Raw genomic sequence first — 24,130 nt, 5'->3', positions numbered from 1 at the left:
GTCTTATTTCGAGTATGCTTTAGCCTTCGGACTTTGAGCAGGACTTCAGCCTGGGATATGACTTTAGTCATCGACATTTATGTCAAAATCCACCTGCTTTGAGCAGGTGGTCGTTTAAGGATGGAAGAGGTTATTCTTGCAAGACTTCAATTCGCGTCTACCACATTATTTCATTTTATCTTTGTGCCCTTGTCGATTGGTTTAGTGTTTATTATTGCGATTATGCAGACATTGTATGTGATCAAGAAAAAAGAAGTATATTTGAAAATGACCAAGTTTTGGAGTGTCTTTTTTCTGATTAACTTTGCAGTTGGTGTGGTCACAGGGATTATTCAAGAATTTCAATTTGGGATGAATTGGTCCAGTTATTCAAGATTTGTTGGGGATGTCTTTGGGGCCCCGCTTGCTGTGGAAGCACTGCTAGCTTTTTTTCTAGAATCCACATTTATTGGATTCTGGATCTTTGGTTGGGATCGATTGCCGAAAAAATTACATCTTGCTTGTATTTGGCTTGTCTCGATTGGGACCATTTTATCGGCCTTCTGGATTTTAGCAGCGAATTCCTTTATGCAAAACCCGGTTGGGTATACGATTCAAAATGGTCGCGCAGAAATGACGGATTTTTTAGCCGTGATCACCAATCCGAAGCTTTGGGTGGCTTTCCCACACACAATCTTTGGAAGCTTTGCAACTGGCGCCTTTTTTATTGCGGGTGTCAGCGCTTGGTATTTAATGAAGAAAAAAGATATGGAAATATTTAAACGCTCTTTAGCTGTTGCTCTGATTATTGGGATGGTAGGAGGCATGGGCTTGGCTTTTTCCGGACATGCGCAAGCTCAATATTTAATGGGTGCCCAACCGATGAAAATGGCCGCCGCTGAAGGACTTTGGGAAGATAGCGGAGATCCTGCTGCGTGGACACTGATCACAAAGATTGATACAAAAAATCAGATAAGTACGCATCGAATTGAACTGCCCTATCTTTTAAGCTATCTTGCTTATAATGAGTTTTCTGGAAAAGTAGATGGGATGAATACATTACAGCAACAGATGGTGGAAAAATATGGAGAGGGAAACTATATCCCTCCAGTGAAGACGGTCTTTTGGAGCTTCCGGATTATGGCTGGAACAGGCGGGCTTCTCATTTTATTAAGTGCTGTCGGTTTGTTCCTATTATGGCGGAAGAAAATTGTAACAAGTGGTCGTTATTTAAAATGGTTGGTTCCAGCGATATTTCTGCCATTTATCGGTAATTCCTTTGGATGGATTATGTCGGAGATTGGACGACAACCATGGGTTGTGAATGGCTTAATGCAAACGGCAGACGGAATATCGCCTAATGTTAGTGCAGGGCAAATTTTATTTTCGCTTATTTCGTTTTCCTTGATTTATGCTTGTTTAGCGATTGTGATGGTCTATTTATTCATTCGTGTCATCAAACAAGGCCCTCACGCGAAACCAAAAGAAGATGTTACAGCATCCGATCCATTTGATGTAGGAGGTGTGCAACATGCAACTAAGTGAGTTGTGGTTTCTACTTGTCGCTGTTTTATTCGTAGGTTTTGTCTTTTTAGAAGGCTTTGATTTTGGTGTGGGGATGAGTACGAAGTTTTTAGCAAAAAATGAAAAGGAAAAGCGCATGCTGATCAATAGTATTGGTCCATTTTGGGACGCCAATGAGGTTTGGTTAATTACAGCAGGAGGGGCGATGTTTGCGGCCTTTCCACATTGGTATGCAACATTATTTAGTGGCTATTACATTCCGTTTGTCGTCCTTTTACTTGCTTTAATTGCCCGCGGTGTTAGTTTTGAATTTAGAGGGAAAGTGCCATCAGAGCGTTGGACGAAGGTATGGGATTGGGCTATTTTTCTAGGCAGCCTTTTACCGCCGTTTTTATTGGGTGTGATGTTTACTAGTTTCATTAAAGGACTTCCAATTGATGCGAATATGAATATGCATGCCGGCTTTTTTGATATTGTCAATCTGTATACCATCGTGGGGGGGCTTACCTTCATGATGTTAGCCTATTTACATGGTTTAATGTTTATCTCTTTAAAAACGACTGGTCTTTTGCGTGAAAGGTCGAAGCAAGCAGGATTAAAGATGTACTTGGCGACGGGCGGCATGGTGATTTTATTTACGGTTTTAACGGCCGTTTACACCGAAGCTTTTTCCGAAAAAGGCTGGATTTTATATCCGCTTTATGGAGTAGTGATCCTTTTATATGTCAGTCTCTATCGATTCCTACAGCATAAAAAAGAAGGCTATAGCTTTACCGTGACTGGTTTGATTTTGATTTTGGTGACATCTTCCTTCTTTATTGCTTTATTTCCAAATGTGGTGGTTAGCTCTACTGATGCGATCCATAATTTAACGGTGTATCAGGCAGCTTCGGGGGCTTATTCATTAAAAATCATGACGATTGTCGCCGCTACGATGATTCCGATTGTTTTAGGCTATACTGTTTGGAGCTACTACGTATTTCGTAAACGAGTATCTCATAAGGAGCATTTAGAATACTGATGGATAAACATCTGCTTCACTATAAAGGAAGTAAACGTCTGATCTTGATCATTGGGTTTCTTACTGTTGCCCAAGCGATTGTTTTAATCGTACAGGCAAATTTTCTATCAGACGCCATTGTAAAAATGTATAAAGGGACTGCTTGGAAGGCAGTCCTCTTTTCCTTCGCTGTTTTTCTTATTGCTTTTGTGTTCCGGCATTTTTTACAATGGGTGAAAGAAAAATTGGCTTACCATTTTGCTGAAAAAACAGCGAATGATTATCAAGGAGCCTTATTGGAAAAGGTCTTTGCATTAGGACCAAGAGCGGTTGGAAAAGAAGGGACAGGGAATCTCGTCACGTTGACCCTAGAAGGGGTCCCTCAATTCCGTACCTATTTACGCTTATTTATTCCAAGAACGATTGCGATGGCCTGTGTACCGGTTACCTTGTTCATTTATGTGGCTGCTCTTGATCTACCGTCTGCCATCATATTAGCTGTCGTCATGCCGATCATGATTATTTTTTTAATTTTGTTAGGGTTGGCGGCACAAAAACAAATGGATGCACAATGGGGAACCTATCAACTCCTTTCTCGACATTTTGTTGATTCACTACGGGGTCTTTTGACCTTAAAATATTTAGGGAAAAGTAAGGAGCACCAAAAATCAATCAAAACCGTGAGTCATAAATACCGTATCGCTACAAATCGAACATTAAGGGTTGCCTTTTTATCTACGTTTTCTTTAGATTTTTTCGCCAGTCTTTCAGTTGCGATTGTAGCTGTCGAGCTTGGTTTACGCTTAATCAATGGTCATATTTTATTAGGGCCCGCTCTTTTGATTCTTATTTTGGCTCCAGAATACTTTCTGCCTGTTCGTGAACTTGGGAATGATTACCATGCGACAATGGATGGGAAAGAGGCCGGGGATAAAATTCATCAGCTTTTAGCGATGGAGTCAGTCAATCACAATCATGATGAAGAGGCTATACCCGCTTGGACAGAGATGAGCATTTTACAAATGAATCAGATCAATAAGGAGACAGAAGAGGGATTGTTTCAACTAAAAGATATTCGCTTTGCGATTCAAGGGTTTACAAAAGTCGGGATTGTCGGACCATCTGGTGCCGGGAAATCCACCCTTATCGATCTTTTATCAGGGTTTTCCCAACCAACAGGTGGAGAGATCCAGGTAAATAAGCAAGTATACTCAGATCTTTCGTGTAATAGCTGGCAAAATCAATTGACGTATATTCCGCAACACCCTTATATATTTTCTGGAACTGTTGCGGAGAATATTAGCTGGTATGCCCCTAATGCCTCACTGGAGGAAATGGAGCAAGCGGCAAGAAAGGCAGGATTAGTTGAATTAATTGCCCGTTTTCCTAAAGGACTCCATGAAAAAATCGGCCAAGGAGGGCGAAACTTGAGTGGGGGAGAAGAGCAGCGGATCGCTTTAGCAAGGGGGCTTTTACAAAATCGTCCGATTATGCTATTCGATGAACCAACGGCTCATTTAGACATTGAGACGGAGTATGAATTGAAGCAAGCCATGCTGCCATTAATGGAGCAGAAGCTGGTCTTTTTTGCCACCCATCGGCTTCACTGGATGCGAGAAATGGATTGGATTCTTGTTCTTGAAAATGGACGACTTGTGGAAAGTGGAAGGCATGAGGATTTACTAAAGCAAAAGGGAGCTTATTTCCAACTGCAACAGGCGCATAAAGGAGGGGCTGAAAGTTGAAACTTTTTCATATCTATATTAAGCCTTATCTAAAGCAATATAAGGGAGTGATGCTAGCGACGATCTTTTTAGGTATTTTAACGGCTGTCGCTTCCTCACTTCTTACGTTTACATCTGGGTACTTAATTACAAGGGCGTCAGAACGCCCTGAAACGATTTTATTGCTTTATATTCCGATTGTTGGCGTCCGGGCATTTGGAATTTCCAAAGCGGTGACAAGATATGTAGAACGCTTACTTGGCCATCATGCTGTACTGAAAATATTGGGCGATATGCGCGTGACGTTATATGGAATGTTAGAACCGCAGGCCCTCTTTGTTCGTTCGCGTTTTCAAACAGGTGATTTATTGGGGACACTCGCTGATGATATTGAGCATTTACAAGATGTGTATATTCGCACCCTTTTTCCAACGGCAACAGCGCTCTTTTTATTTATCTATTCTGTTGTCGCTTTGGCCTTATTTGATTGGCTGTTTGCCTTATGGATGGCCATTTTACTGAGTATCATCGTATTTGTTTATCCGCTCCTCTCCCTATTTTTGTTGAAAAAACGGCAAATGAGGCTGAAAGCCAATCGTAAACAGGCGTATCAATCATTAACAGATGCTTTCTTCGGGATTCACGATTGGATTGTTAGTGGGAGGAAGACATCGTTTATGAATAAATTTATGCAAAAGACAATGGAAGGAGATAAAATTGAAAAAGAGATCGTGAACTGGCACCAATCCCGTACCTTTCAATTGCAAGTATTATCAGGTATCATTTTACTTTTCGTTGGTGTATGGGCAGGAGTAGCGGCTGGGAAAGGGGAGATCATGCCAACGTACATTGCTGCTTTTACACTGGTGGTTTTCCCGATTATGGAGGGGCTTATTCCGCTATCAGACGCAATTGAAAAAGTGCCTGACTACCAGGAATCTTTACAGCGAATAGAGGATGTGAGACAGTTTGCAAATGAAAAAACGGAAATTTTATCGCAATCATTCGAGTCCGTCTATCCGTCTATCCGTTTACAACATGTTTCCTACCACTATCCAAATGAGCATCATGCAGCCCTTGAAGATATTAGTCTTTCTATCCCCTTTGGGCAAAAGATCGCTATTTTAGGTAAAAGTGGTGCCGGAAAGTCAACCTTATTACAACTTTTATTAGGGGTTCTCACCCCTAATTCGGGAAAGGTGGAAATAGGGGAGATTGATCCAGAAAAATACGGGGAAGATATATTTTCTGGAATTGGCTTTTTGAATCAAAAACCGTATCTTTTTGCAACGACGATTGCAAATAATATTCGTCTTGGCAAACAAAATGCGACAGAGCAGGAAATCAAAAAGGTGATGGAACAAGTTAAGCTAGATCAATATATTCAATCCCTTCCTAAAGGGATGAATACACAAATGGAAGAAGCCGGCCAACGATTTTCAGGGGGCGAGAGGCAGCGAATTGCTTTGGCTCGGATTTTACTGAAAAATACACCGATTGTTATTTTAGATGAACCTACCGTAGGGCTTGACCCTGCGACAGAACGAGACCTACTTGCAACCATGTTTAAAACATTAGAGAATAAAACGATGATTATGATCACCCATCATTTAATGGGACTCGAAAAAATGGACCAGATCATTTTCCTTGATGAAGGACGTATTGCGATGCAAGGAACTCATACCCAACTCATGACAAACAATGAACGTTATCGTCAACTCTACGCACTGGATCATTAATCGAAGTGCCTGGCACGCCTCGAGATTTGTCAAATTATGACAATAGAAAACAGCCCCGCAATTAGGGCTGTTTGATTTAGAGGTTGTTATTTTGCTGTCCAATTTCATCTTCGGCGATCTGAATGTTCGCGGTTTCGATCGAACGATGTTCCTCAACGGAATCTCCTGGTTCAAGATTATTAAGATTAGCTTGACGCAACATTTCTTCTTGGTCGATTAGTGTCTTTTTCTTATTTTTGTTCATTTTTTTGCTCCCTTCTTTAGGTACTTCTTTCGTTATTGTTCCATTTCTCGGGTATAACATGAGTAGGACAATGTATGGTAAAAAAATCACATGTTTTTTTAGGAAAAGGAGTGCTGCAAATGCCGTCCATTAAAATAAAAAGAATTTATGATCCGTACAATCAAGAAGATGGAGCGCGTATTTTAGTTGACCGTATCTGGCCTAGGGGAATCAAAAAGGAAGATGCGAAACTGGAGGACTGGCTCAAAGAAATTGCCCCAAGTTCCGATTTAAGAAAGTGGTTTGGGCATGATCCAGAGCGATTTGCTGATTTTAGAAAAAAATATCTACAAGAGCTGCGAGAGGATAATGAAAAACGTGAAGCATTAGAACAGCTTTGTAAAAGAGCAGAAAAACAAGATATTACATTAGTCTATGCAGCTAAAAATGAAAAACATAATCAAGCTGTTATATTGAAAAAGGAAATCGAAGAAAAACTAAGGTGAAATAGAGCCTTTCAGAGCTATAAAAAGGAGAAATTCTTTAATCAAAAGGATTTTGTCTTTTTTTGTTGAAAATAAGATATAAAGAAGTTTTATATGGGGGAGTGGTCATGAAGCATAAATGGTTAGAGTGGGCACAAAAGATTCAAGCACTGTCACAAGCAGGAATTGCATTTTCAAAGGATGCCTATGATATAGAGCGATTTGAGGAGCTTCGAAAAATAAGTGTAGAAATCATGGCAGAATATACGAATATGAGCACGGAAAAAATTACAAATTTATTTGCAAATGAAACAGGCTATCAAACGCCAAAGGTGGATATTCGGGGTGTTGTATTTCAGGAAAATCAAATTCTTTTAGTGAAAGAAAAACATGATGGCCTCTGGTCCTTACCTGGAGGTTTTTGTGATATTGGTTTATCACCTTCAGAAAATATTGTGAAGGAGATCCAAGAAGAATCAGGCTTTAACGTCACAACAACGAAATTGCTTGCTGTATTGGATACACATAAGCACGACCACCCTCCGCAATCGAGTCATTATTATAAGCTGTTTATTCAATGTGAGATAAGTGGAGGAAGAGCCATTAGTGGTCTAGAAACAGCCGATGTCGCTTTTTTTGCGAAGGATCAGTTACCCCCATTATCAAGGAAAAGAAACACAGAAACCCAAATGCACATGCTATTCGATTTTCTAAAGGACCCCAATAAAGAAACCGTATTTGATTAAAGGAAGGGGAGCCATCCCCCTCCTAAAATCCGTGTCCAATGGTTAAAACATCGCGCTCACGGCTCAAATTTCGTATGCAATGTCTTATAAAAGTCCGTTTCAATCTTTTTTCCGTTCGTTTGCTCTTTTATCAGCAGCATCTGCTCTTTCCATAGCTTCAAGATCATCTTGATCGGCCACTTCTTGCGAAAATTCAACATCACGACCATCCGATTTCATATTCTTCGGTACTTGTGGAAGCTTCTGTTTATTTTTATCACGTGCTTTTCTATGGTCATCTCGGCCCATTTTTAAAAAAACTCCTAATTATTTTGACTCACCATTTTTCATGCTTATTTCCGTTTGGAATGGGTGTATCCTCCCGCTTTATCGGCTTGTTTAAACTCTCTTGCATACAGTACTTCCTGGGTTGTGGATAATGTGCTTTTCGTTTGGACGTGTTTGTTTTTACTCATTTCACCCAGCTCCTTTAATAGGATGTTCAAAAAGTCCGGTAAAAATGACGCTGCGAATTTCTTCGTTGGCTTGCTTTTCCGCTGCTCATGTATTTAAAAGCATACATTCCGCTGCTCAAAGCTACGCCGCCTCGAAATTCTTGGTCCTTTTTATCCTCCTTTTTGAACACGCTCTTTAAATTTGTCCTCTTCTACATTTTCTGCAAAACCTAGATAAACATACATTAAGATAATATGGTAAAATGGATCCAGCAAGAAAAAATGAGGTGATTTTCCAGTGGCAATCATCACCAAAATTGCGGTTCAACAAAAAAATACAAACCGTTATAATCTTTATTTAGATGAAGCTTATGCTTTTAGTGTGGATGAGGCAGTCCTGATTCGATTTGCCCTTAAGAAGGGAAAGGAATTAACGGACTTTGACATTACCCAAATCCAATACGAGGATGACATTAGAAAAGCCTTCAATGAGGCCGTTCATTTTTTATCTTTCCGGATGCGCTCTGAAGGCGAGATAAAAAAGCACTTGGCTAAAAAGGAATGGAATGAACCAATCATTGGGGCTGTTTTGCAGACATTGCGGGAACATCAATATGTGGATGACCTTGAATTTGCGAAAGCTTACGTTCGCACTCAGGTGAATACAGGGAAAAAAGGGCCGCAAATCATTAAACAAGAATTATTACAGAAAGATGTTCAAAATTCTTACATAGAAAATGCATTAACACTCTATAAAACAGAGGACCAAATTCTTCATGCCATTCAGTTAGGGAATAAGCATGCTGAAAAAAATAAGCATTTATCAGAAAAAATATTGAAACAGAAGCTGGAGCAATTTTTGCTGACAAAAGGGTTTTCCTTTGATATTATTTCGATTGCGATGGAAGAGATTCATTTTGAGAAGAAGGATGAAGAAGAATGGCTCTCCCTTGTGAAACAAGCAGAAAAGGCTGATCGTAAATATCAGAATCTCGAAGGATTTGCCTATAAGCAAAAGATGAAACAAGCATTATTTCGCAAAGGATTTAGCTTAGAGCTTATCGATCGTTATATAGATGAGAAAGAAAATCGCTGTTGATAAGGGGCGTTTAAAGAATGGAACAAGTAAAAAAATACAGTGAAATGACAAAAGAAGAATTAAAGAAAGAGATTGCTTTAGTGAAAGAGAAGGCAAGGAAGGCTGAGCAACTCGGAATGGTCAATGAATTTGCGGTAATGGAGCGAAAAGCTGTTATGGCTGAAGCTTATTTATTAAATCCGGCAGATTTTAAACCAGGGGAAATTTATGCAGTTGAAGGGGCGCCGGGAACCTATTTTAAAATTGATTATTTAAAAGGCGTTTTTGCATGGGGGTATCGCTTAAATGGTTCGGGAGAAGAGGAAGCATTGCCGATTTCTTTGTTAAAATAAAGTGAAAGGGGGCTTACTGCCAGTTAATTCGGAATAAACGGCGGGGAATCCCCGCCGCTTTCTTACTTTTTATATCGCGTGACAGCATCTCGTTCTCTGATGATTTCTGTTTGTGATTGCTCTGTTTGCCCATTTACTTGAGAACCCATTTTTTTGGGATTATAAAATCCGCGGTTAAAGGGACTGAGATTTCGATTTAGATGAGTATTCCCGTTGCCTTTGGTCATTTTATTTCCCCCTTGTCGGTGTTTTGTTAAGACTGATTGGAGTTTTCCTGTCTATTACCAGATGCCCGCATTCTGCCTTGGGGATTGGTATTAATCGTTCCATCTGCACGCATAGGTGCGTATTCAGCCTTAGCTCGTGGTTCACCTTCAAATTTATTTTCATTCTTATATGGGAAATCTTTTGCTTTATTACGCAATGGGACAGCCTCCTTTTAGACGGTAAAAATAAATCCGCCTTATTTTTATTATGGTTTACAAAGAAAAAAACATACAACCAAGGTTGAGCTGTATGTTTAATCCATAATAATATTCAATTTTTTTCTTAACTTTTCTTCATTGTAAATCCAGCCCGTATAGGAAGTGAGAATTTGCAGGTCGGTATCTAAATGAACGATCGCGACAAATGGGTAGTGTCCATTGCTTCTATAGCGCAAATCAATAAACCGGACTTCCTTGTAATCATTGAACTCCTTTATTTCCCAGCGATACACAGGGGAAAAAGATAGGAAGGCTGAAACGTTTTTGTCCTGTTTCGCCGCTTCAATTTCTGGTGATTCCGGCACGGGGATGCGGCTGAACTTATCAAAGATCGTAATCGATCGTTTAAAAGCGCGACCGACATAGAAAAAGTCTTTTGAGATGACCGCCAATCTCCATTGGCTAAAACGCATAGTAGGTGCAATGATGATCTGTTCAGCATCAGGGATAGTTTTCAGTACCGCTGATTTTACAACCCTTTGCATAACAAATCGCAAAATATAATAAAGAAACACAATAATATAGAGGGTTAAGAACGTAAACCCTGGATCTGCCCCTAATGCCCAAGCCGCAATTCCTAAAACATGTAAACCGAAAATAATCGGATCGAACGTATTGATGATTCCTAATGCGACCCATTTTGCGGAGAATGGCCGCAGAGCTTGCGTCCCATACGCATTAAAAATATCGACAAACACATGTAAAAAAACGGCTACAAAGGACCAAAGCCATAAATGAAATATATTGGCGTTTGGGAAAATGAAGGCAACCAAAGCTGTTACAACAATGGGCCAAAACAAAATCGCAGGAATGGAGTGGGTAACCCCACGGTGATTCCTTATATAAACAGCATTATTTCGTAATTTTAAAAAAGTATCAATATCAGGTAGTTGCGATCCGATGATGGCCGCTACTAAAACGCTGTGAGCATTGGTGGTGCTTTCAGCGACGACGGGATCAAGTGTAGCAAGCCCACCAATCGCAACACCCATAGCAACATGAGTGGCTGTATCCAAACTAAATCCTCCTTAGGAAAAGGGTGTTCTCTAACATTAAGTTTTTCTTCTTTCATCATATTTTAAAAAATAATATAATGCAATGGGTACATTTTTTAGTATGGTCATAATTATGATTCCCTAAAAGGTACGCCAATTAACATTCAGGAGCGGTATAAATGAAAGATTCTACCTTCAATCCCAGTGATTGTGATATTCAACAATTTCGTGAAGACTTGTTGAATTGGTTTATACATGAACAACGAGATCTTCCATGGAGAAAAGATAATCATCCTTATAAAGTATGGGTATCCGAAATTATGTTACAGCAAACGAGGGTGGATACAGTCATTCCGTATTTTGAACGGTTTATGGAAGAATTCCCCACGATGGAAGCATTTGCGGCTGCAGATGATGAATCGGTTTTAAAAATATGGGAGGGTTTAGGATACTATTCCCGGGTTCGCCATTTACATTCGGCTGTTAAAGAAGTAGTAGAGCATTATGGTGGGAAAGTGCCAGATACACAGCGTGAAATATCTAAATTAAAAGGTGTAGGGCCATATACGGCTGGTGCGATTTTAAGTATTGCTTATGGAAAGCCTGAGCCTGCGGTAGATGGAAATGTGATGCGAGTTTTATCACGAATTTTATTGATAGAAGAGGATATTGCAAAGCCTGCGACAAGGAAAGTGTTTGAAGCATCGGTTAGGACATTAATAGACCCAAATAATCCATCTTATTTTAACCAAGCATTAATGGAATTAGGAGCCCTTGTTTGTACCCCAACTTCGCCTGCATGCCTACTTTGCCCTGTAAGAGAACATTGTCAGGCCTTTGCTAATGGAAAAGAACAAGAATTACCTGTTAAATCTCGAAAAACATCTGTTAGACATGTCACTTTATTAACGGCGGTATTGAAATCAGCAGATAATCGCTATCTGATCTGCAAACGTCCCAGTGAAGGTTTATTAGCGAATCTTTGGGAGTTTCCAACAGTAGAGGCTGGGAACTGGCAATATTCCACGCAAAGGAATTTATTGTCTCATCATCTTCAGGATCAATATCAAACAACTATTCATCTTGAAACAGGCTCTTTTACCCATGTTGACCATACTTTTTCTCATTTAAAATGGTCTATGGATGTTTTTGCAGGAGAAATCAATGGACCTGTCGATCTCCAAGCTGGATCCCTTCTAGTCACAAGAGAAGAGCTTGAAACTTTTGCCTTCCCTGTTCCCCACCAAAAAATTTGGAAGGCATACAAAGAGAAGTATTTCAGTGATCGGGAAAGATAATGATGTTATTCGGAAAAGGAAAATAGATACATACGAAAAAGAAAGGAAGAGATTTTCATGAATAAGGTTGCACTTGTGACCGGGAGTAGCCGTGGTGTTGGAAAAGCTACTGCTCTTGCACTGGCTCAACTCGGATATGATATTGTAGTAAACTATGCACGCAGTAAAAAAGCGGCTATGGAAACAGCGGAGGAAATCAAAAAAATAGGCAGAAAAGCCCTACTTGTTCGAGCGAATATAGGAGATGTTGATAAAATAAAATCGATGTTTGCAGAGATTGAACAAGAATTTGGAAGGCTCGATATACTGATTAATAATGCGGCCTCAGGCGTATTACGACCAATTATGGAGCTTGAAGAAACCCACTGGAACTGGACGATGAATATTAATGGCAAAGGTATTCTTTTTTGCTCCCAAGAAGCAGCAAAATTGATGGAGAAAACGGGTGGAGGGAAAATTGTAAGTTTGAGCTCTCTTGGTTCGATTCGGTATTTGGAAAACTATACGACAGTCGGTGTTTCGAAGGCGGCCGCAGAAGCCTTAACAAGATATCTTGCGGTAGAATTAGCGCCCAAGAATATTGTGGTAAATGCTGTCTCAGGAGGGGCAATTGATACAGATGCATTGAAGCACTTTCCGAATCGGGAAGAATTATTGGAAGATGCAAAAAAACATACACCTGCAGGTCGAATGGTTGAGATAGATGATATTGTGAAGACCATTCTATTTCTTATCTCAGATGATGCGTGGATGATTCGAGGACAAACCATTATTGTCGATGGTGGACGCTCTATCCTTGTATAAATAGGCTTAGTCGATTAAAAAAATTCCTGTTTTTTTGGATGAAATCTTCATGTTTGGTTACATTAACAAACGTGGAGGTGATACCATTGGCTAACAAAAAATCTCAAGCAGGCACTAACGTTGAAAACGTAAGACAGCAAAACGCTCAATCTGCTGGTGCACAAGGAAATTTCGGTACCGAATTCGGCAGCGAAACAGATGTACAATCTGTGAAAGAGCGTAACAAAAAAGCAGAACAAAACAAAGCGAAAAACGCTGGAAACTTCGGACAACAATAATGTAAGTCAACAAGGGTCTAACTTTCAGTTGAAAGTTAGACCCTTGTCTGTGAAAAAATCCGCAAACGGATTGGTTTTAAATAGGAGAGAAAAACGTTATAATGAACATATTCACCTTTTAAATAAGATAAAAGATCTACTGTATTGGGAGCAAGAAAGTAGGAGAATCGATGGAAATTCCAATTGAAGGAGAGAATATTCAAATACATAGTTATAAACATGATGGGCATCTGCACCGTGTATGGGAGGAAACCAAGGTATTGAAAGCAACCAGTCATTTGTTTATTGGGGGAAATGATCACACTCTAGTGACTGAATCGGATGGAAGGAGCTGGATTACACGTGAGCCCGCTATTTCCTATTTCCGTACAGATCTATGGTTTAATATTATCGGGATGATTCGCGACGATGGTATTTATTACTACTGTAACTTGGGATCTCCATTTGTGGTGGATGAAGAGGCACTGAAATATATAGATTATGATCTTGATATAAAGGTTTTTCCTGATATGACGTATTCACTTTTAGATGAAGATGAATATGAATACAATCGTTTACATATGGGATACCCGGAAGAAATCGATAATATTTTGAAACAAAATGTGGAAAAACTTATCTATTGGATTAGGCAAAGGCAAGGGCCTTTTTCTGCGGATTTTATTGATATTTGGTATGATCGCTATTTAAGTTATCGCAGTTAGAAAAAAGTGTCCCCTGCTCTGAAAAGCTGCCTTGCGCTTTTCTTATGTTAGGAGAGGATTATTTTTTGGGTGTCATAAGTAGGTATTTGCAGTTTGTTAAGCCGTATCGCTTTAGAATATTTTGGACGCTTATTATCGGTGTGATTAAATTTGCGATTCCCCTTTTAATTCCGATGCTTATGAAGTATGTGATTGATGATGTGATTAGTGCGGAAGATCTGTCAGCAAGTGAAAAGACATCTCATCTAATGTGGACAATGGGCATCATGTTTACTTTGTTTATTGTCATAAGGCCACCTGTGGAATATTTCAGGCAATATTTTGCCCAATGGACGGCGAATAAAGTTTTATATGATATACGGGATCGTTTATTTACGCATATTCAGAAACTAAGCTTTAAATTTTATGCCAATACACGGGCAGGCGAAATTATTTCCAGGGTTATTAATGATGTGGAGCAAACAAAGGACTTTGTCATTACCGGATTAATGAATTTATGGCTGGATGCGGCAACGGTGCTGATTGCTATTGGGATTATGATTTCCATGGATATACCATTAACCCTCGTTTCGCTGGCAGTTTTCCCTTTTTATATTCTCTCTGTTCGTTATTTTTTTGGCAATATGAGGAAGCTAACAAGACAGCGCTCCCAAGCGCTTGCCCAGGTGCAAAGTTATTTGCATGAGCGGGTTGCGGGGATGTCGCTTATTAAGAGCTTTGCGATTGAGGACCATGAGCAAAAACAATTCGATAAAAACAATGGCCATTTTTTAAAAAGAGCGTTAATCCATACGAGTTGGACCGCTAAAGCCTTTGCGGTCGTCAATACGATCACAGACCTTGCTCCTTTAATCGTGATCACCTATGCTGGGTATCATGTCATTCATGGTAATCTTTCTGTTGGTACACTCGTTGCCTTTATGGGATATGTGGAAAGATTGTATAATCCGTTAAGACGTTTAGTGAATTCTGCGACAACTCTTACTCAGGCGATTGCCTCCATGGATCGGGTCTTTGATTTAGCTGATGAAAAATATGATATTGATGATGCCCCCGATGCAATCGAGGTACAGGACGTAAAAGGAAATATTCATTTTGAGAATGTGACCTTTGCCTATGATGAAGAAGAGGAACCTGTTTTAGAAAATATTAATCTACAAGTACAAGCAGGTGAAACGATTGCCTTAGTGGGGATGAGTGGAGGGGGGAAATCCTCTCTCGTCAGCTTAATTCCAAGATTTTATGATGTGAGTGCAGGTAAAGTCCGATTAGATGGTATCGATATACGCCAATTTAAGGTCCATAGTCTTCGGGATAAGATAGGAATGGTTTTACAAGATAATATTTTATTTAGTGAGTCTGTTAAGTCTAATATTTTGCTAGGAAAGCCTGAAGCGACAGATGAAGAAGTTTATAATGCGGCAAAAGCAGCCAATGCGCATGAATTTATTATGAATCTACCAAATGGATATGAGACAACAGTAGGGGAGCGGGGCGTCAAGCTTTCTGGTGGTCAAAAGCAACGGATTGCCATTGCCCGCGTCTTTCTCAAAAACCCCCCTCTGCTTATTTTAGATGAGGCCACTTCGGCACTTGATTTAGAAAGCGAACATCTTATTCAAGAGGCGCTTGATATATTAGCCAAAAACAGAACAACGTTTATTATTGCACATAGATTGTCCACAATTACCCATGCTGATCGGATCGTACTTATTGAACATGGACGGATTACAGAAATCGGCACCCACCAGCAGTTAATGGAGAAACAAGGGAATTATTATCGTCTATTTGAAGTACAACAATTGGGTGGATAGCGTCTTACTAACTATTTAGTGAGGCTAAATAAATCATGAACAAGCTGTATCTGATGTCACCAGATACAGCTTGTTTATTTCTTAAAAATGGCGTCTTTTTCATGATACTTTTGAAAGGAACGAATAAGTTTTTCTAAATGCTCCAGCTGTTCCTCATATTCAAGCATGGCTGAAAAGAAATGAATGAGATGATAGGGCTGATAACCGTTTATTACATCATCTTTTTTGATTTCGTTTATAAAAGCATCAAAAAGCTGGTTAATATCAATCTGTTCATCTTGAAAGGCATCCAACTCAACCTCTTGTTTCACTCTCCCCATAAACTTCATCAATAATTGTTCATGGTAGCTTAATAAAAAATCGAGTCGCTGCCGACTATGGTTTTGTAAGTCTTCAGGTAATTGATGCAGGATATTCTCATATTGATGTTGCAGCCTCAAAATGTCTAAACTCTTTTGATTGACCTGAATCATTTGCCGATAAATCACTACTTTTCGGGCTTTGGAATACTCGCTTTTTCGAAAATACTTCCGTTCTTCTTTATACATGGAGTATAGCTGATGATTACCTGCCAGACGTTCTTTTAACTGAGCAAGATCTTTTTTTAAAAATCCTTCCTCTGAAGCAAAACGTGTGGAAAGTCTCATCCATTTAACTAAGTCTTCGGTGACGCCAGAGATTCCTTCGAACAGTTTTGTCTCATATTTCGGGGGAAGAAAGACAAGATTCACAATAAATGCCGATAAAATACCTAAAAAGATAGAACCGGAGCGAAGCAAGGCCACTTGCAGAAAATCATCCGTTGGTGCAGCCATAACAGCCACGATCGTAACAAGCGCCAAACGAATTGCATTTTCAAGTTTAAATTTCACCATAAGACCAATGGCGACAATAGCAGCCAAGCCAATCACCAAAACATGATTGCCGAGTGCGAGTACGAACCCGATCGCTAAGATTGCTCCAAGGATATTTCCTTGAACTTGGTCAATAATGGTTAAATAAGAGCGATAAATCGTTGGTTGTATAGCAAAAATAGCACCAATCCCGACAAAGGCAGGTGAGGGGATATGGAGAAGCTCTGCGATCAATAAAGCCAAAATAATGGCGATTCCCGTTTTTAACATGCGGGCACCTAGCTTCATATATCATTTTCCTTTCATTCTTTTTAAGAGGATGTTCAAAAAGTCCGGTAAAAATGACACTACGAATTTCTTCGTTGGCTTGTTCTCCGCTGCTCATGTATCGGGATGAAGGTTCTTCTGCTAAAATCGCCCACGTCCTGTGGGCAACGCAGAAGTCAGTACATCCTGTACAAGTCCGCTGCTCGAAACTACGCCGCCTCGAACTTTCGACGCACAGGACGTGCTAGTGTCGGCGTTGCTGACAGGACGTCAGCGCCCTTAGCCGACGTGTCCTTTTTATCCTCCTTTTTGAACCCGTTCCTTAACAAGTTGCAAGCTGTTCAAAAGCAAGTTCTACAGCTTGAATGGTTTTCTCTATATCTTCCTTTTTATGAGCGGTCGTAAGAAACCAAGCTTCATATTTAGACGGTGCAAGATTAATCCCTTGATACAGCATTTGTTTGAAAAAGCGTGCAAACAGTTCTCCATCTGTTTCCTCAGCTTGATTATAGTTTATAACCTTTTCTTTTGTAAAATAAACCGTGAGAGCTCCTTTTAGACGATTAATGGAAATCGGAATATCATATTTGTCTGCAGCTTGCAGGATGCCTTTTTCTAGAAGGGCTCCTAACTGATCGAGATGTTCATATACATCTTTTTCTTGAAGAACTTCCAAACAAGCTATACCAGATAGCATCGAGGCAGGATTACCAGCCATTGTACCAGCTTGATAGGCAGGACCAAGTGGGGCAACTTTTTCCATGATTTCCTTTTTCCCTCCATAGGCTCCGATTGGCAGACCACCACCAATGATTTTACCAAGAGCTGTTAAATCTGGAGTGACGCCAAGTAAATTCTGTGCCCCACCGTACATAAAACGAAAAGCCGTAATCACTTCGTCAAAGATCAATAAGGCGCCAGCTTGATGAGTTAAATTTTTTACTTCTTCTAGGTAACCGGGCAAAGGTTCAACTATACCAAAATTACCAACAATTGGCTCCGTTAGAACGGCTGCTACTTCTGGACCCCATTTTTCCATCGCTGCTTGGAATGCCTCTATATCATTATAAGGGACTGTAATAACTTCCTTCGCAATGCTTTGCGGGACACCTGCGGAATCGGGCATACCTAATTGCGAAGGGCCAGAACCAGCAGCAACTAACACTAGATCTGAATGGCCATGATAGCAACCAGCGAATTTCAGAATTTTATCTCTGCCTGTATAGGCTCTGGCAACACGAATGGTTGTCATCACAGCCTCTGTTCCTGAATTGACGAATCGCACTTTATCAAGGGAAGGTATCGCATCCTTCATCATTTTAGCAAATTTGACTTCATGCGGAGTAGGGGTTCCATATAACACGCCCGTTTCTGCTGCTTTCTTGATCGCCTTTGTTATATGCGGATGAGCATGCCCCGTGATAATCGGCCCATAAGCCCCTAAATAATCGATATAACGATTTCCATCTACATCATATAGATACGCTCCTTCTGCTTTTTCCATGACGACTGGAGATCCGCCTCCAACAGCCTTATAGGAGCGGGAAGGACTGTTCACCCCGCCGACAATATGCTCTAAAGCTTCTTTGTGTATAGTCTCGGATTGAGATAGGTTCATCTTTAAAACTCCTTTTTCATTGTCTAGCTCCAGGCGCCATCGGCTCGAGGTCAAAAACCCACGCCAATAAAAGTCAAGACCGACTTTTCTTGTCTCAGAGCATTTGCTTGTCGGGGCTGACCAAGGCGCTTGCGCTTTTCTTACAGGATAGGAAAGTATAAATTTTGGCTAATGTTGGATCTAGCTCCAGCGCCCAGCGACTAGCAAACTTTCGGTGCCTGCTTGCGTAAGTCAACATCGATTCACCCTTCGGGTTCATCGTGTTTCCTTTATCTCAGGCCAACAGGATGTTGGTCAGAACAGCGTTGCGCCAGGACGGCGCGCTTTTAGCTGTTCATCTTTCAACTGAAGTTTGTACGTCGCTAAACGGGCGCTTGCGCTTTTCTTACAGGATAGGAAAGTATAAATTTTGGCTAATGTTGGATCTAGCTCCAGCGCCCAGCGACTAGCAAACTTTCGGTGCCTTCCTACGATAAGTCAACATCGATTCACCCTTCGGGTTCATCGTGTTTCCTTTATCTCGTCAGGCCCCTAAAAAGTTTGTACGTCGCTAAACGGGCGCTTGCGCTTTTCTTATTAAGCATCTATTATTGTAGTCTTTCCCTACATTCTGTGCAATGAAAGGGGGCTGGTGTTTCTTAAGTTCTATTAATATTATTTCCATCGTAACATATTAGGACAGGAAGGAAGAGGTGTTTTTAATGTGGTATATCATCTTCTTTGCGGTCATTGTTTGTATCCTTTTAGCGTTAAGATTATTGTTTTTTCCGGATCGATTTAAATTCAAGCAAGTTTCGTTTGAAAACTTTGCTTTTTTAGGCTGCACTTATGCGATTATTATGATTGGTTTTGGTTTACTCTTTTTATTGTTGGAAATGAAAGGTTGGACGTTGATCATTGATTCATCCCTTCGAGAAACAAACAGTTGGAACCAGCAGTTAGCCACTTCCTTATACTTAAGTGCGATCACCCTGTTTTCAGTGGGGTATGGAGACGTCGTCCCTGTTGGAATTGGGAGGCTTCTTGTTATGATCGAAGCCCTAATTGGTTATACGATTCCTGCTGCTTTTGTTGTTCGAACGTTTATTGACTATGAACCTCCGAAATCGGATTGAAAAGCAAGGAGAGACCTCTTAATATTTGAATTTGAATCTGTTTTTTTGTACCCTTAAGAAAATGAAGAGTGGAGGAGGAACCTAAGAATGCCTGCTATAATAAATGAAATGGCACCTGATTTTCAATTAAAGGCAAGTAATGGAGAAAATGTGAGTCTTTCAGATTTTCGAGGAAAGAAACATATTGTTTTATATTTTTATCCGAAAGACATGACACCAGGATGTACCACCGAGGCATGTGATTTTCGGGACCACCATGATGATTTTTCCGAATTAGATGTAGTCATATTAGGTGTTAGCCCAGACCCGATCGAAAAGCATGAAAAATTTGTTGAGAAACATGGATTGCCGTTTTTACTATTGGTTGATGAGCAGCACGAAGCAGCTGAAAAATACGATGTATGGAAACAAAAAAAGATGTTCGGGAAAGAATTTATGGGCATTGAGCGATCCACTTTTATTATTGATAAAGAGGGGAAACTTGTGAAAGAATGGCGGAAGGTAAAGGTGAAAGGACATGTTGAGGAGGCCCTGAATTTTATCAAAACGACATTATCATAAGACCTTTGCAGATAAAAAAATTAAATTCAGACGAAGAAATGTATGCCTATTTTTAGATAAAAGTCGGCTCCTGTCCATTCTAAATAAGCACCAATGCATAAGGTACAGTAGGGCATACCTCCTCATTGAATATAAATTTTTCGGGCTGACTAGCATCAGCCCATTTTTTATTTCCAATTGAAAGGGAAGGGAGGGAATACAATGAAGATCTATACAAGAACGGGTGACAAGGGGACAACCTCATTGGTTTATGGTAGTCGCATTGCCAAAAACGATATCCGTGTGGAAGCATATGGCACTTGTGATGAGGCTAACTCCATGATTGGACTTGCTCTTAGCTTTCTCCATGGAGTAGAGAAACAAGGGATAAAAGAATTCGCGAAAAATATTCAGCACATCCAGACGATGCTTTTTCATGTAGGCGCTGAATTATCAACGCCAGTTGAAAAAGAAGTACCTTGGAAAATAGAAGAAAAAGATGTACAAGCGTTGGAAAAAATGATCGATCAATGGGAGACACGAATTCTACCATTACAGAATTTTATCCTACCTGGAGGGCATCCAACAGGCGCAGCCCTTCATACAGCAAGAACCGTTGTACGGAGAGCAGAAAGACTGGCAGTAGCTGTGGAACATCGAAATCCATTCGTTCTCCCTTATTTAAATCGACTTTCGGATTTGTTATTTGTGGCAGCGCGATATGTGAATCATTTATTGGGTTGCGAAGAAATGAAACTCCATGAAAAACGCGAAAAACGCTGAATGCATTGACGTATAGAGTATTTTTTAGTAAACTTAATTATAAGAATTATAAATAGATAATCAATTTTAAGTTAGATAAGAGGTGCATGACGGTGTCAGAACATCACTTAAAAGAAGCAATCCATACTTTAAAAGAGACGGGTGTTAGAATCACTCCTCAACGTCATGCGATTTTGGAATTTCTTGTCCAATCAATGTCACACCCAACTGCAGACGAAATTTATAAATCCCTTGAAGATAAGTTCCCAAACATGAGTGTTGCGACAGTGTATAATAATTTACGTGTTTTTCGTGAAGTGGGATTAGTAAAAGAACTTACGTATGGTGACGCCTCTAGCAGATTCGATTTTGTCACATCTGACCACTATCATATTATTTGTGAGCAATGTGGTAAAATTGTTGATTTTCATTATCCTGGTTTAGATGAGGTTGAACAACTTGCTGCTCATGTTACTGGCTTTGAAGTAGGACATCATCGCATGGAAATTTATGGGGTCTGCCCAGAATGTCATAATAAAAACACCCAATCTTAATCAACAAAAGCTAGATGAACCATTACAAGATTACAAACTAAAAGAGCAGCCTGTTAGCAAATTAACAGGCTGCTCTTTATTATGTGTGATTTCCCTGTTCTTGCGCGAGCTGATGTTTCTCAGCTAACTCTCCTTCTTTGCGAAAACGACTATAGCAAATGAAAAACACGACGTATGCCATAAAGCTAAAAATCATTAAAAAGGCTACAGGTACATATAACAAAACGACAAACATCAAACCTACGAAAATAACGGATAATAATGTTGTAGGGAAATATTTAATCGAAAAAAAGAAGGAGTTTTTAACAGCTGACCATAACGTTAATTTGAAATGGACCATCATTGGAAATATATAGGTAAATGTTAAAGTTCCGATGATTGCAATCAAAAATAAAGAGGCCAGCAAAAGATTTTGCATAATATTTCCCAAATTATTAATAAGCATAAAATCAATATAAAAGATGTAGGAAAAGGCAAAAACAATAATACCTAGAAGAAAACTTTGTTTAAAGTTTTCTTTGAAAAACCGAAAGAACGGCATGAATACGGCGGAATCCTTTTTCATCACCCATTGTCGAACCACTCCGAACATCGCTGCGGTGGCAGGAAAAATAGTGATAATGGGAAGGCACATAATAAACCAAAGGATATTTAATAGAAAGAAAAAAGATACCGTTTCCAAGATACTGTATAGTCTGCTGTTTAAAATATTCATAGTTTCACCAACTATCTGGTTTAGTTCATACACTAATTATAACATGAATCGATAACTTGGAAAGTAAAATTTTTTATAAATCAAAACAGACTAACCAAGCTCTCGATTTCAATTTTTATTTTCTATTTCTATTGTATTTTTCGTCAAATTCCACTCCCTCAAGCTTAGGATCAACGGTCAACGGTTCACGACAATGCATACACATGTCCACTCTTCCTAAAATCTTTGTTGGTTTCTCGCAATTTGGACAAATCACTTGAACGGCTTTAGTAGAAAGCATCCCAATCCAAAAATAAACCAACGTACTTGCGATAATAGCTAGTAATCCAAGTATCATAAAAATGGTCATCACAAGTGGATGATTTTTGAAAAAGATTCCAACATACATAATAATAAACCCGCCAAAAATTAAACCTAAAGCAAAGGATCGGATTTTATTTATTTTACTTGAGTATTTTTTTGCCATCATAAGCCCTCCTGAAATTAAACTATACCACAATCCAAGCTATACTTCCCATTTTTTCTATTGAAATAATGTCAAAATAGAGAAGGGATATTTCATTCTTTGTACAATTATAAATACACAATTTATGTTTTATTTCAATTTATGTTTTATTTCAATGAAGCAGAATTTATTTAGAAGGAATTCCGGGAAATATGTCGAAACTTATATAAAATTACTTTGATTCGGGGGTAAATCGCATGGAGGATATTTTAAGAAATATATACCAAGAACAAGCAAGCAGGGAAAACTCTCTAGGTATTTTACAAATATATAAAAAACCTTATAACCCTGCAATTACAAATACTTTTGATGTGATTTTGCTTGTGATTGTAAGTGATATGAAGAAAGATTGGATAACTGTTAAGCACTATCAATTTAATCATACAAAAATAGCTCTTCATATAGTAAGTGATCAACAATTAAAAGAATGGTTATTATTAGGGACCAATAGAAAAATAGTTGAATGGGTCCATGTCGGAAAAATTCTTTTTGATAAAAATGATTATCTGTATAATCTACAAAATGAACTGCAAGATTTTCCTTTATATGAAAGAAGTATAAAAATGGGGATTGAATTTGCAAAGCTTATTAGAAGTTATTGGATGGCTAAAGTTTTTTTTGAAACAAAACAATATTTGGATGCATACAATCATACAATCCATTCATTACATCATCTTGCACGCTTGTCCATTATTGAAAAAGGGTTACATCCAGAGCTTACTGTTTGGAATCAAGTAAAGCAATTAGAGCCTGAGATTTATAAATTATACGAAGAACTAATTAAAAGTGAAGAGCCAATTGAAAAAAGGCTAAAGTTACTTTTTATCGCAAGTGAATTTTTGATTTATTCAAGAACTTCTTCTGGTGCAAAGCATTTACTTAAAATATTAAGTACGCAGTCTGAATGGAATATGAATGAAATGAAGTCACACCCTGAACTAGCGTATTATGGAACAAATCTAAATATATTGGTTGAATATCTAGTTGAAAAAGAATTAATTGAGCCCATTCATGTAGATTCAAAAACACCTGGTTTATTCCATATAAAATATAAACTAAAATAAAATAGTGTTTTTTTAAAAAAAGTATTGACGAAGAGTATAATTCTTGTTATAGTAGAAAACGTCGCTTCTGACAAATGAAAAGTCCAGTACGATAACCTAAAAAAGTTGTTGACTTTTATGGTTGAAAGTTGTATAATGAAAAGGTCGCTGTAAAACGCAATTGAGAATTTGATCTTTGAAAACTGAACGAAACGAACGTCAATAAATAATGGATAGATGGTTTTAAACCATTGCCAGCAATTGAGAAGGAACACAAACTTCTCTCATTTATGAGAGTTTGATCCTGGCTCAGGACGAACGCTGGCGGCGTGCCTAATACATGCAAGTCGAGCGCATCTTTTGGGAGCTTGCTTCCAAAAGATGAGCGGCGGACGGGTGAGTAACACGTGGGCAACCTGCCTGTAAGACTGGGATAACTTGCGGAAACGTGAGCTAATACCGGATAATTTCTTTCTTCACATGGAGAGAGGTTGAAA

At 39.2% G+C, this 24,130-nt stretch carries 28 protein-coding genes and 1 rRNA gene; 19 read left to right on the top strand and 10 right to left on the bottom strand.

Annotated features, from left to right (window positions below):
* The first annotated feature begins 120 nt into the window (after positions 1–120).
* From MUB24_RS21155 to cydC, 4 genes are read left to right on the top strand one after another with little or no spacing between them, the layout of a single operon-like run.
* A complete protein-coding gene (locus MUB24_RS21155; protein WP_244707512.1) occupies positions 121–1,524 on the top strand; it encodes a cytochrome ubiquinol oxidase subunit I in 1,404 nt (467 codons plus the stop codon).
* Positions 1,511–2,524: a cytochrome d ubiquinol oxidase subunit II gene (gene cydB / locus MUB24_RS21150; RefSeq protein WP_244707511.1), complete on the top strand. Its 1,014-nt coding sequence runs from the start codon at positions 1,511–1,513 to the stop codon at positions 2,522–2,524. The genes MUB24_RS21155 and cydB overlap by 14 nt, the downstream gene beginning before the upstream one ends.
* The gene (gene cydD, locus MUB24_RS21145; protein WP_244707510.1) at positions 2,524–4,248 is read left to right on the top strand and encodes a thiol reductant ABC exporter subunit CydD; all 1,725 of its coding nucleotides are present in this window, start codon (positions 2,524–2,526) and stop codon (positions 4,246–4,248) included. Before cydB ends, cydD begins: the two co-directional genes overlap by 1 nt.
* Entirely contained in the window at positions 4,245–5,966 is a 1,722-nt protein-coding gene (gene cydC, locus MUB24_RS21140) for a thiol reductant ABC exporter subunit CydC (protein ID WP_244707509.1), read from the top strand. The genes cydD and cydC overlap by 4 nt, the downstream gene beginning before the upstream one ends.
* Positions 5,967–6,042: 76 nt before the next feature.
* On the opposite strand, the gene MUB24_RS21135 is transcribed toward cydC, so the two are convergent.
* Positions 6,043–6,210, bottom strand: coding sequence for a hypothetical protein (locus MUB24_RS21135; protein ID WP_244707508.1), 168 nt, complete (start codon positions 6,208–6,210; stop codon positions 6,043–6,045).
* A 74-nt stretch (positions 6,211–6,284) separates the two neighbouring features.
* Between MUB24_RS21135 and MUB24_RS21130 the strand changes: the two genes are divergently transcribed.
* Both MUB24_RS21130 and MUB24_RS21125 read left to right on the top strand, forming a co-directional pair.
* Positions 6,285–6,695, top strand: a complete 411-nt coding sequence (locus MUB24_RS21130) for a DUF488 domain-containing protein (protein ID WP_244707507.1) — start codon at positions 6,285–6,287, stop codon at positions 6,693–6,695.
* Between the two features lie 107 nt (positions 6,696–6,802).
* Entirely contained in the window at positions 6,803–7,420 is a 618-nt protein-coding gene (locus tag MUB24_RS21125; RefSeq protein WP_244707506.1) for an NUDIX hydrolase, read from the top strand.
* Between the two features lie 99 nt (positions 7,421–7,519).
* Here MUB24_RS21125 and MUB24_RS21120 read toward each other — a convergent pair whose 3' ends face one another.
* Together MUB24_RS21120 and MUB24_RS21115 are read right to left on the bottom strand one after the other, a co-directional pair.
* Positions 7,520–7,708 (bottom strand): YfhD family protein, encoded by a 189-nt coding sequence (locus tag MUB24_RS21120; RefSeq protein WP_244707505.1) that lies wholly within the window; start codon positions 7,706–7,708, stop codon positions 7,520–7,522.
* Positions 7,709–7,752: 44 nt separating this feature from the next.
* Positions 7,753–7,875: a YfhE family protein gene (locus MUB24_RS21115; protein WP_244707504.1), complete on the bottom strand. Its 123-nt coding sequence runs from the start codon at positions 7,873–7,875 to the stop codon at positions 7,753–7,755.
* A 277-nt stretch (positions 7,876–8,152) separates the two neighbouring features.
* On the opposite strand from MUB24_RS21115, the gene recX reads away from it, so the two are divergent.
* Together recX and MUB24_RS21105 are read left to right on the top strand one after the other, a co-directional pair.
* A complete protein-coding gene (gene recX, locus MUB24_RS21110; protein WP_244707503.1) occupies positions 8,153–8,953 on the top strand; it encodes a recombination regulator RecX in 801 nt (266 codons plus the stop codon).
* A 17-nt stretch (positions 8,954–8,970) separates the two neighbouring features.
* Positions 8,971–9,285, top strand: a complete 315-nt coding sequence (locus tag MUB24_RS21105; protein WP_244707502.1) for a YfhH family protein — start codon at positions 8,971–8,973, stop codon at positions 9,283–9,285.
* Between the two features lie 62 nt (positions 9,286–9,347).
* Here the strand turns inward: MUB24_RS21105 and MUB24_RS21100 are convergent, their stop codons facing one another.
* From MUB24_RS21100 to MUB24_RS21090, 3 genes are all read right to left on the bottom strand, one after another.
* Positions 9,348–9,512, bottom strand: coding sequence for a YpzG family protein (locus MUB24_RS21100; protein ID WP_244707501.1), 165 nt, complete (start codon positions 9,510–9,512; stop codon positions 9,348–9,350).
* A gap of 26 nt (positions 9,513–9,538) precedes the next feature.
* Complete coding sequence (locus tag MUB24_RS21095) at positions 9,539–9,709, bottom strand: small, acid-soluble spore protein K (protein ID WP_244707500.1); 171 nt, start codon at positions 9,707–9,709, stop codon at positions 9,539–9,541.
* A gap of 96 nt (positions 9,710–9,805) precedes the next feature.
* Complete coding sequence (locus MUB24_RS21090; protein ID WP_244707499.1) at positions 9,806–10,786, bottom strand: metal-dependent hydrolase; 981 nt, start codon at positions 10,784–10,786, stop codon at positions 9,806–9,808.
* A 158-nt stretch (positions 10,787–10,944) separates the two neighbouring features.
* On the opposite strand from MUB24_RS21090, the gene mutY reads away from it, so the two are divergent.
* The 5 genes from mutY (at position 10,945) to MUB24_RS21065 (ending at position 15,660) form a co-directional block, all read left to right on the top strand.
* Entirely contained in the window at positions 10,945–12,063 is a 1,119-nt protein-coding gene (mutY, locus tag MUB24_RS21085) for an A/G-specific adenine glycosylase (RefSeq protein ID WP_244707498.1), read from the top strand.
* Positions 12,064–12,120: 57 nt separating this feature from the next.
* Positions 12,121–12,867, top strand: coding sequence for an enoyl-[acyl-carrier-protein] reductase FabL (gene fabL, locus MUB24_RS21080; protein ID WP_244707497.1), 747 nt, complete (start codon positions 12,121–12,123; stop codon positions 12,865–12,867).
* A 77-nt stretch (positions 12,868–12,944) separates the two neighbouring features.
* The gene (locus MUB24_RS21075; protein ID WP_396426801.1) at positions 12,945–13,145 is read left to right on the top strand and encodes a gamma-type small acid-soluble spore protein; all 201 of its coding nucleotides are present in this window, start codon (positions 12,945–12,947) and stop codon (positions 13,143–13,145) included.
* Between the two features lie 170 nt (positions 13,146–13,315).
* Complete coding sequence (ntdP, locus tag MUB24_RS21070; RefSeq protein ID WP_244707495.1) at positions 13,316–13,846, top strand: nucleoside tri-diphosphate phosphatase; 531 nt, start codon at positions 13,316–13,318, stop codon at positions 13,844–13,846.
* Positions 13,847–13,911: 65 nt separating this feature from the next.
* Positions 13,912–15,660 (top strand): ABC transporter ATP-binding protein, encoded by a 1,749-nt coding sequence (locus MUB24_RS21065; protein ID WP_244707494.1) that lies wholly within the window; start codon positions 13,912–13,914, stop codon positions 15,658–15,660.
* 74 nt (positions 15,661–15,734) lie between these two features.
* On the opposite strand, the gene MUB24_RS21060 is transcribed toward MUB24_RS21065, so the two are convergent.
* Together MUB24_RS21060 and MUB24_RS21055 are read right to left on the bottom strand one after the other, a co-directional pair.
* A complete protein-coding gene (locus MUB24_RS21060; RefSeq protein WP_244707493.1) occupies positions 15,735–16,802 on the bottom strand; it encodes an aromatic acid exporter family protein in 1,068 nt (355 codons plus the stop codon).
* A gap of 301 nt (positions 16,803–17,103) precedes the next feature.
* On the bottom strand, positions 17,104–18,399 hold the full coding sequence (locus tag MUB24_RS21055; protein WP_244707492.1) for a glutamate-1-semialdehyde 2,1-aminomutase: 1,296 nt from the start codon (positions 18,397–18,399) through the stop codon (positions 17,104–17,106).
* A 701-nt stretch (positions 18,400–19,100) separates the two neighbouring features.
* On the opposite strand from MUB24_RS21055, the gene MUB24_RS21050 reads away from it, so the two are divergent.
* The 4 genes from MUB24_RS21050 (at position 19,101) to perR (ending at position 21,370) form a co-directional block, all read left to right on the top strand.
* Positions 19,101–19,514: a potassium channel family protein gene (locus MUB24_RS21050; protein ID WP_244707491.1), complete on the top strand. Its 414-nt coding sequence runs from the start codon at positions 19,101–19,103 to the stop codon at positions 19,512–19,514.
* Between the two features lie 87 nt (positions 19,515–19,601).
* Positions 19,602–20,075 (top strand): thioredoxin-dependent thiol peroxidase, encoded by a 474-nt coding sequence (gene bcp, locus MUB24_RS21045; protein ID WP_244707490.1) that lies wholly within the window; start codon positions 19,602–19,604, stop codon positions 20,073–20,075.
* 201 nt (positions 20,076–20,276) lie between these two features.
* Entirely contained in the window at positions 20,277–20,837 is a 561-nt protein-coding gene (locus MUB24_RS21040) for a cob(I)yrinic acid a,c-diamide adenosyltransferase (protein WP_244707489.1), read from the top strand.
* 92 nt (positions 20,838–20,929) lie between these two features.
* A complete protein-coding gene (gene perR, locus MUB24_RS21035; protein WP_313898483.1) occupies positions 20,930–21,370 on the top strand; it encodes a peroxide-responsive transcriptional repressor PerR in 441 nt (146 codons plus the stop codon).
* 79 nt (positions 21,371–21,449) lie between these two features.
* Here the strand turns inward: perR and MUB24_RS21030 are convergent, their stop codons facing one another.
* Positions 21,450–22,085 carry a YesL family protein gene (locus MUB24_RS21030; protein ID WP_244707487.1) on the bottom strand — a complete coding sequence of 212 codons (636 nt, stop codon included), beginning with the start codon at positions 22,083–22,085 and terminating at the stop codon, positions 21,450–21,452.
* Between the two features lie 115 nt (positions 22,086–22,200).
* The gene (locus MUB24_RS21025) at positions 22,201–22,551 is read right to left on the bottom strand and encodes a YgzB family protein (protein WP_244707486.1); all 351 of its coding nucleotides are present in this window, start codon (positions 22,549–22,551) and stop codon (positions 22,201–22,203) included.
* 236 nt (positions 22,552–22,787) lie between these two features.
* Between MUB24_RS21025 and MUB24_RS21020 the strand changes: the two genes are divergently transcribed.
* Both MUB24_RS21020 and MUB24_RS21015 read left to right on the top strand, forming a co-directional pair.
* The gene (locus tag MUB24_RS21020) at positions 22,788–23,654 is read left to right on the top strand and encodes a nucleotidyltransferase-like protein (protein ID WP_244707485.1); all 867 of its coding nucleotides are present in this window, start codon (positions 22,788–22,790) and stop codon (positions 23,652–23,654) included.
* A gap of 265 nt (positions 23,655–23,919) precedes the next feature.
* A 16S ribosomal RNA gene (locus MUB24_RS21015) occupies positions 23,920–24,130 on the top strand; the annotation flags it as partial.

Origin of the sequence: Lederbergia sp. NSJ-179 (assembly GCF_022867885.1) — a bacterium.
GTDB lineage: Bacteria > Bacillota > Bacilli > Bacillales > Bacillaceae_C > Lederbergia.
Note: the sequence above shows the minus strand (reverse complement) of the source record. Positions and strands in the feature narration are given on the sequence as shown.

Coding starts and splice junctions, on each gene's coding strand:
- MUB24_RS21155 (WP_244707512.1), top strand. CDS start 121: ATGGAAGAGGTTATTCTTGCAAGACTTCAATTCGCGTCTACCACATTA.
- cydB (WP_244707511.1), top strand. CDS start 1,511: ATGCAACTAAGTGAGTTGTGGTTTCTACTTGTCGCTGTTTTATTCGTA.
- cydD (WP_244707510.1), top strand. CDS start 2,524: ATGGATAAACATCTGCTTCACTATAAAGGAAGTAAACGTCTGATCTTG.
- MUB24_RS21135 (WP_244707508.1), bottom strand. CDS start 6,210: ATGAACAAAAATAAGAAAAAGACACTAATCGACCAAGAAGAAATGTTG.
- MUB24_RS21130 (WP_244707507.1), top strand. CDS start 6,285: ATGGTAAAAAAATCACATGTTTTTTTAGGAAAAGGAGTGCTGCAAATG.
- MUB24_RS21125 (WP_244707506.1), top strand. CDS start 6,803: ATGAAGCATAAATGGTTAGAGTGGGCACAAAAGATTCAAGCACTGTCA.
- MUB24_RS21120 (WP_244707505.1), bottom strand. CDS start 7,708: ATGGGCCGAGATGACCATAGAAAAGCACGTGATAAAAATAAACAGAAG.
- MUB24_RS21115 (WP_244707504.1), bottom strand. CDS start 7,875: ATGAGTAAAAACAAACACGTCCAAACGAAAAGCACATTATCCACAACC.
- MUB24_RS21105 (WP_244707502.1), top strand. CDS start 8,971: ATGGAACAAGTAAAAAAATACAGTGAAATGACAAAAGAAGAATTAAAG.
- MUB24_RS21100 (WP_244707501.1), bottom strand. CDS start 9,512: ATGACCAAAGGCAACGGGAATACTCATCTAAATCGAAATCTCAGTCCC.
- mutY (WP_244707498.1), top strand. CDS start 10,945: ATGAAAGATTCTACCTTCAATCCCAGTGATTGTGATATTCAACAATTT.
- fabL (WP_244707497.1), top strand. CDS start 12,121: ATGAATAAGGTTGCACTTGTGACCGGGAGTAGCCGTGGTGTTGGAAAA.
- ntdP (WP_244707495.1), top strand. CDS start 13,316: ATGGAAATTCCAATTGAAGGAGAGAATATTCAAATACATAGTTATAAA.
- MUB24_RS21060 (WP_244707493.1), bottom strand. CDS start 16,802: ATGAAGCTAGGTGCCCGCATGTTAAAAACGGGAATCGCCATTATTTTG.
- MUB24_RS21055 (WP_244707492.1), bottom strand. CDS start 18,399: ATGAACCTATCTCAATCCGAGACTATACACAAAGAAGCTTTAGAGCAT.
- MUB24_RS21050 (WP_244707491.1), top strand. CDS start 19,101: ATGTGGTATATCATCTTCTTTGCGGTCATTGTTTGTATCCTTTTAGCG.
- bcp (WP_244707490.1), top strand. CDS start 19,602: ATGCCTGCTATAATAAATGAAATGGCACCTGATTTTCAATTAAAGGCA.
- MUB24_RS21040 (WP_244707489.1), top strand. CDS start 20,277: ATGAAGATCTATACAAGAACGGGTGACAAGGGGACAACCTCATTGGTT.
- MUB24_RS21030 (WP_244707487.1), bottom strand. CDS start 22,085: ATGAATATTTTAAACAGCAGACTATACAGTATCTTGGAAACGGTATCT.
- MUB24_RS21025 (WP_244707486.1), bottom strand. CDS start 22,551: ATGGCAAAAAAATACTCAAGTAAAATAAATAAAATCCGATCCTTTGCT.
- MUB24_RS21020 (WP_244707485.1), top strand. CDS start 22,788: ATGGAGGATATTTTAAGAAATATATACCAAGAACAAGCAAGCAGGGAA.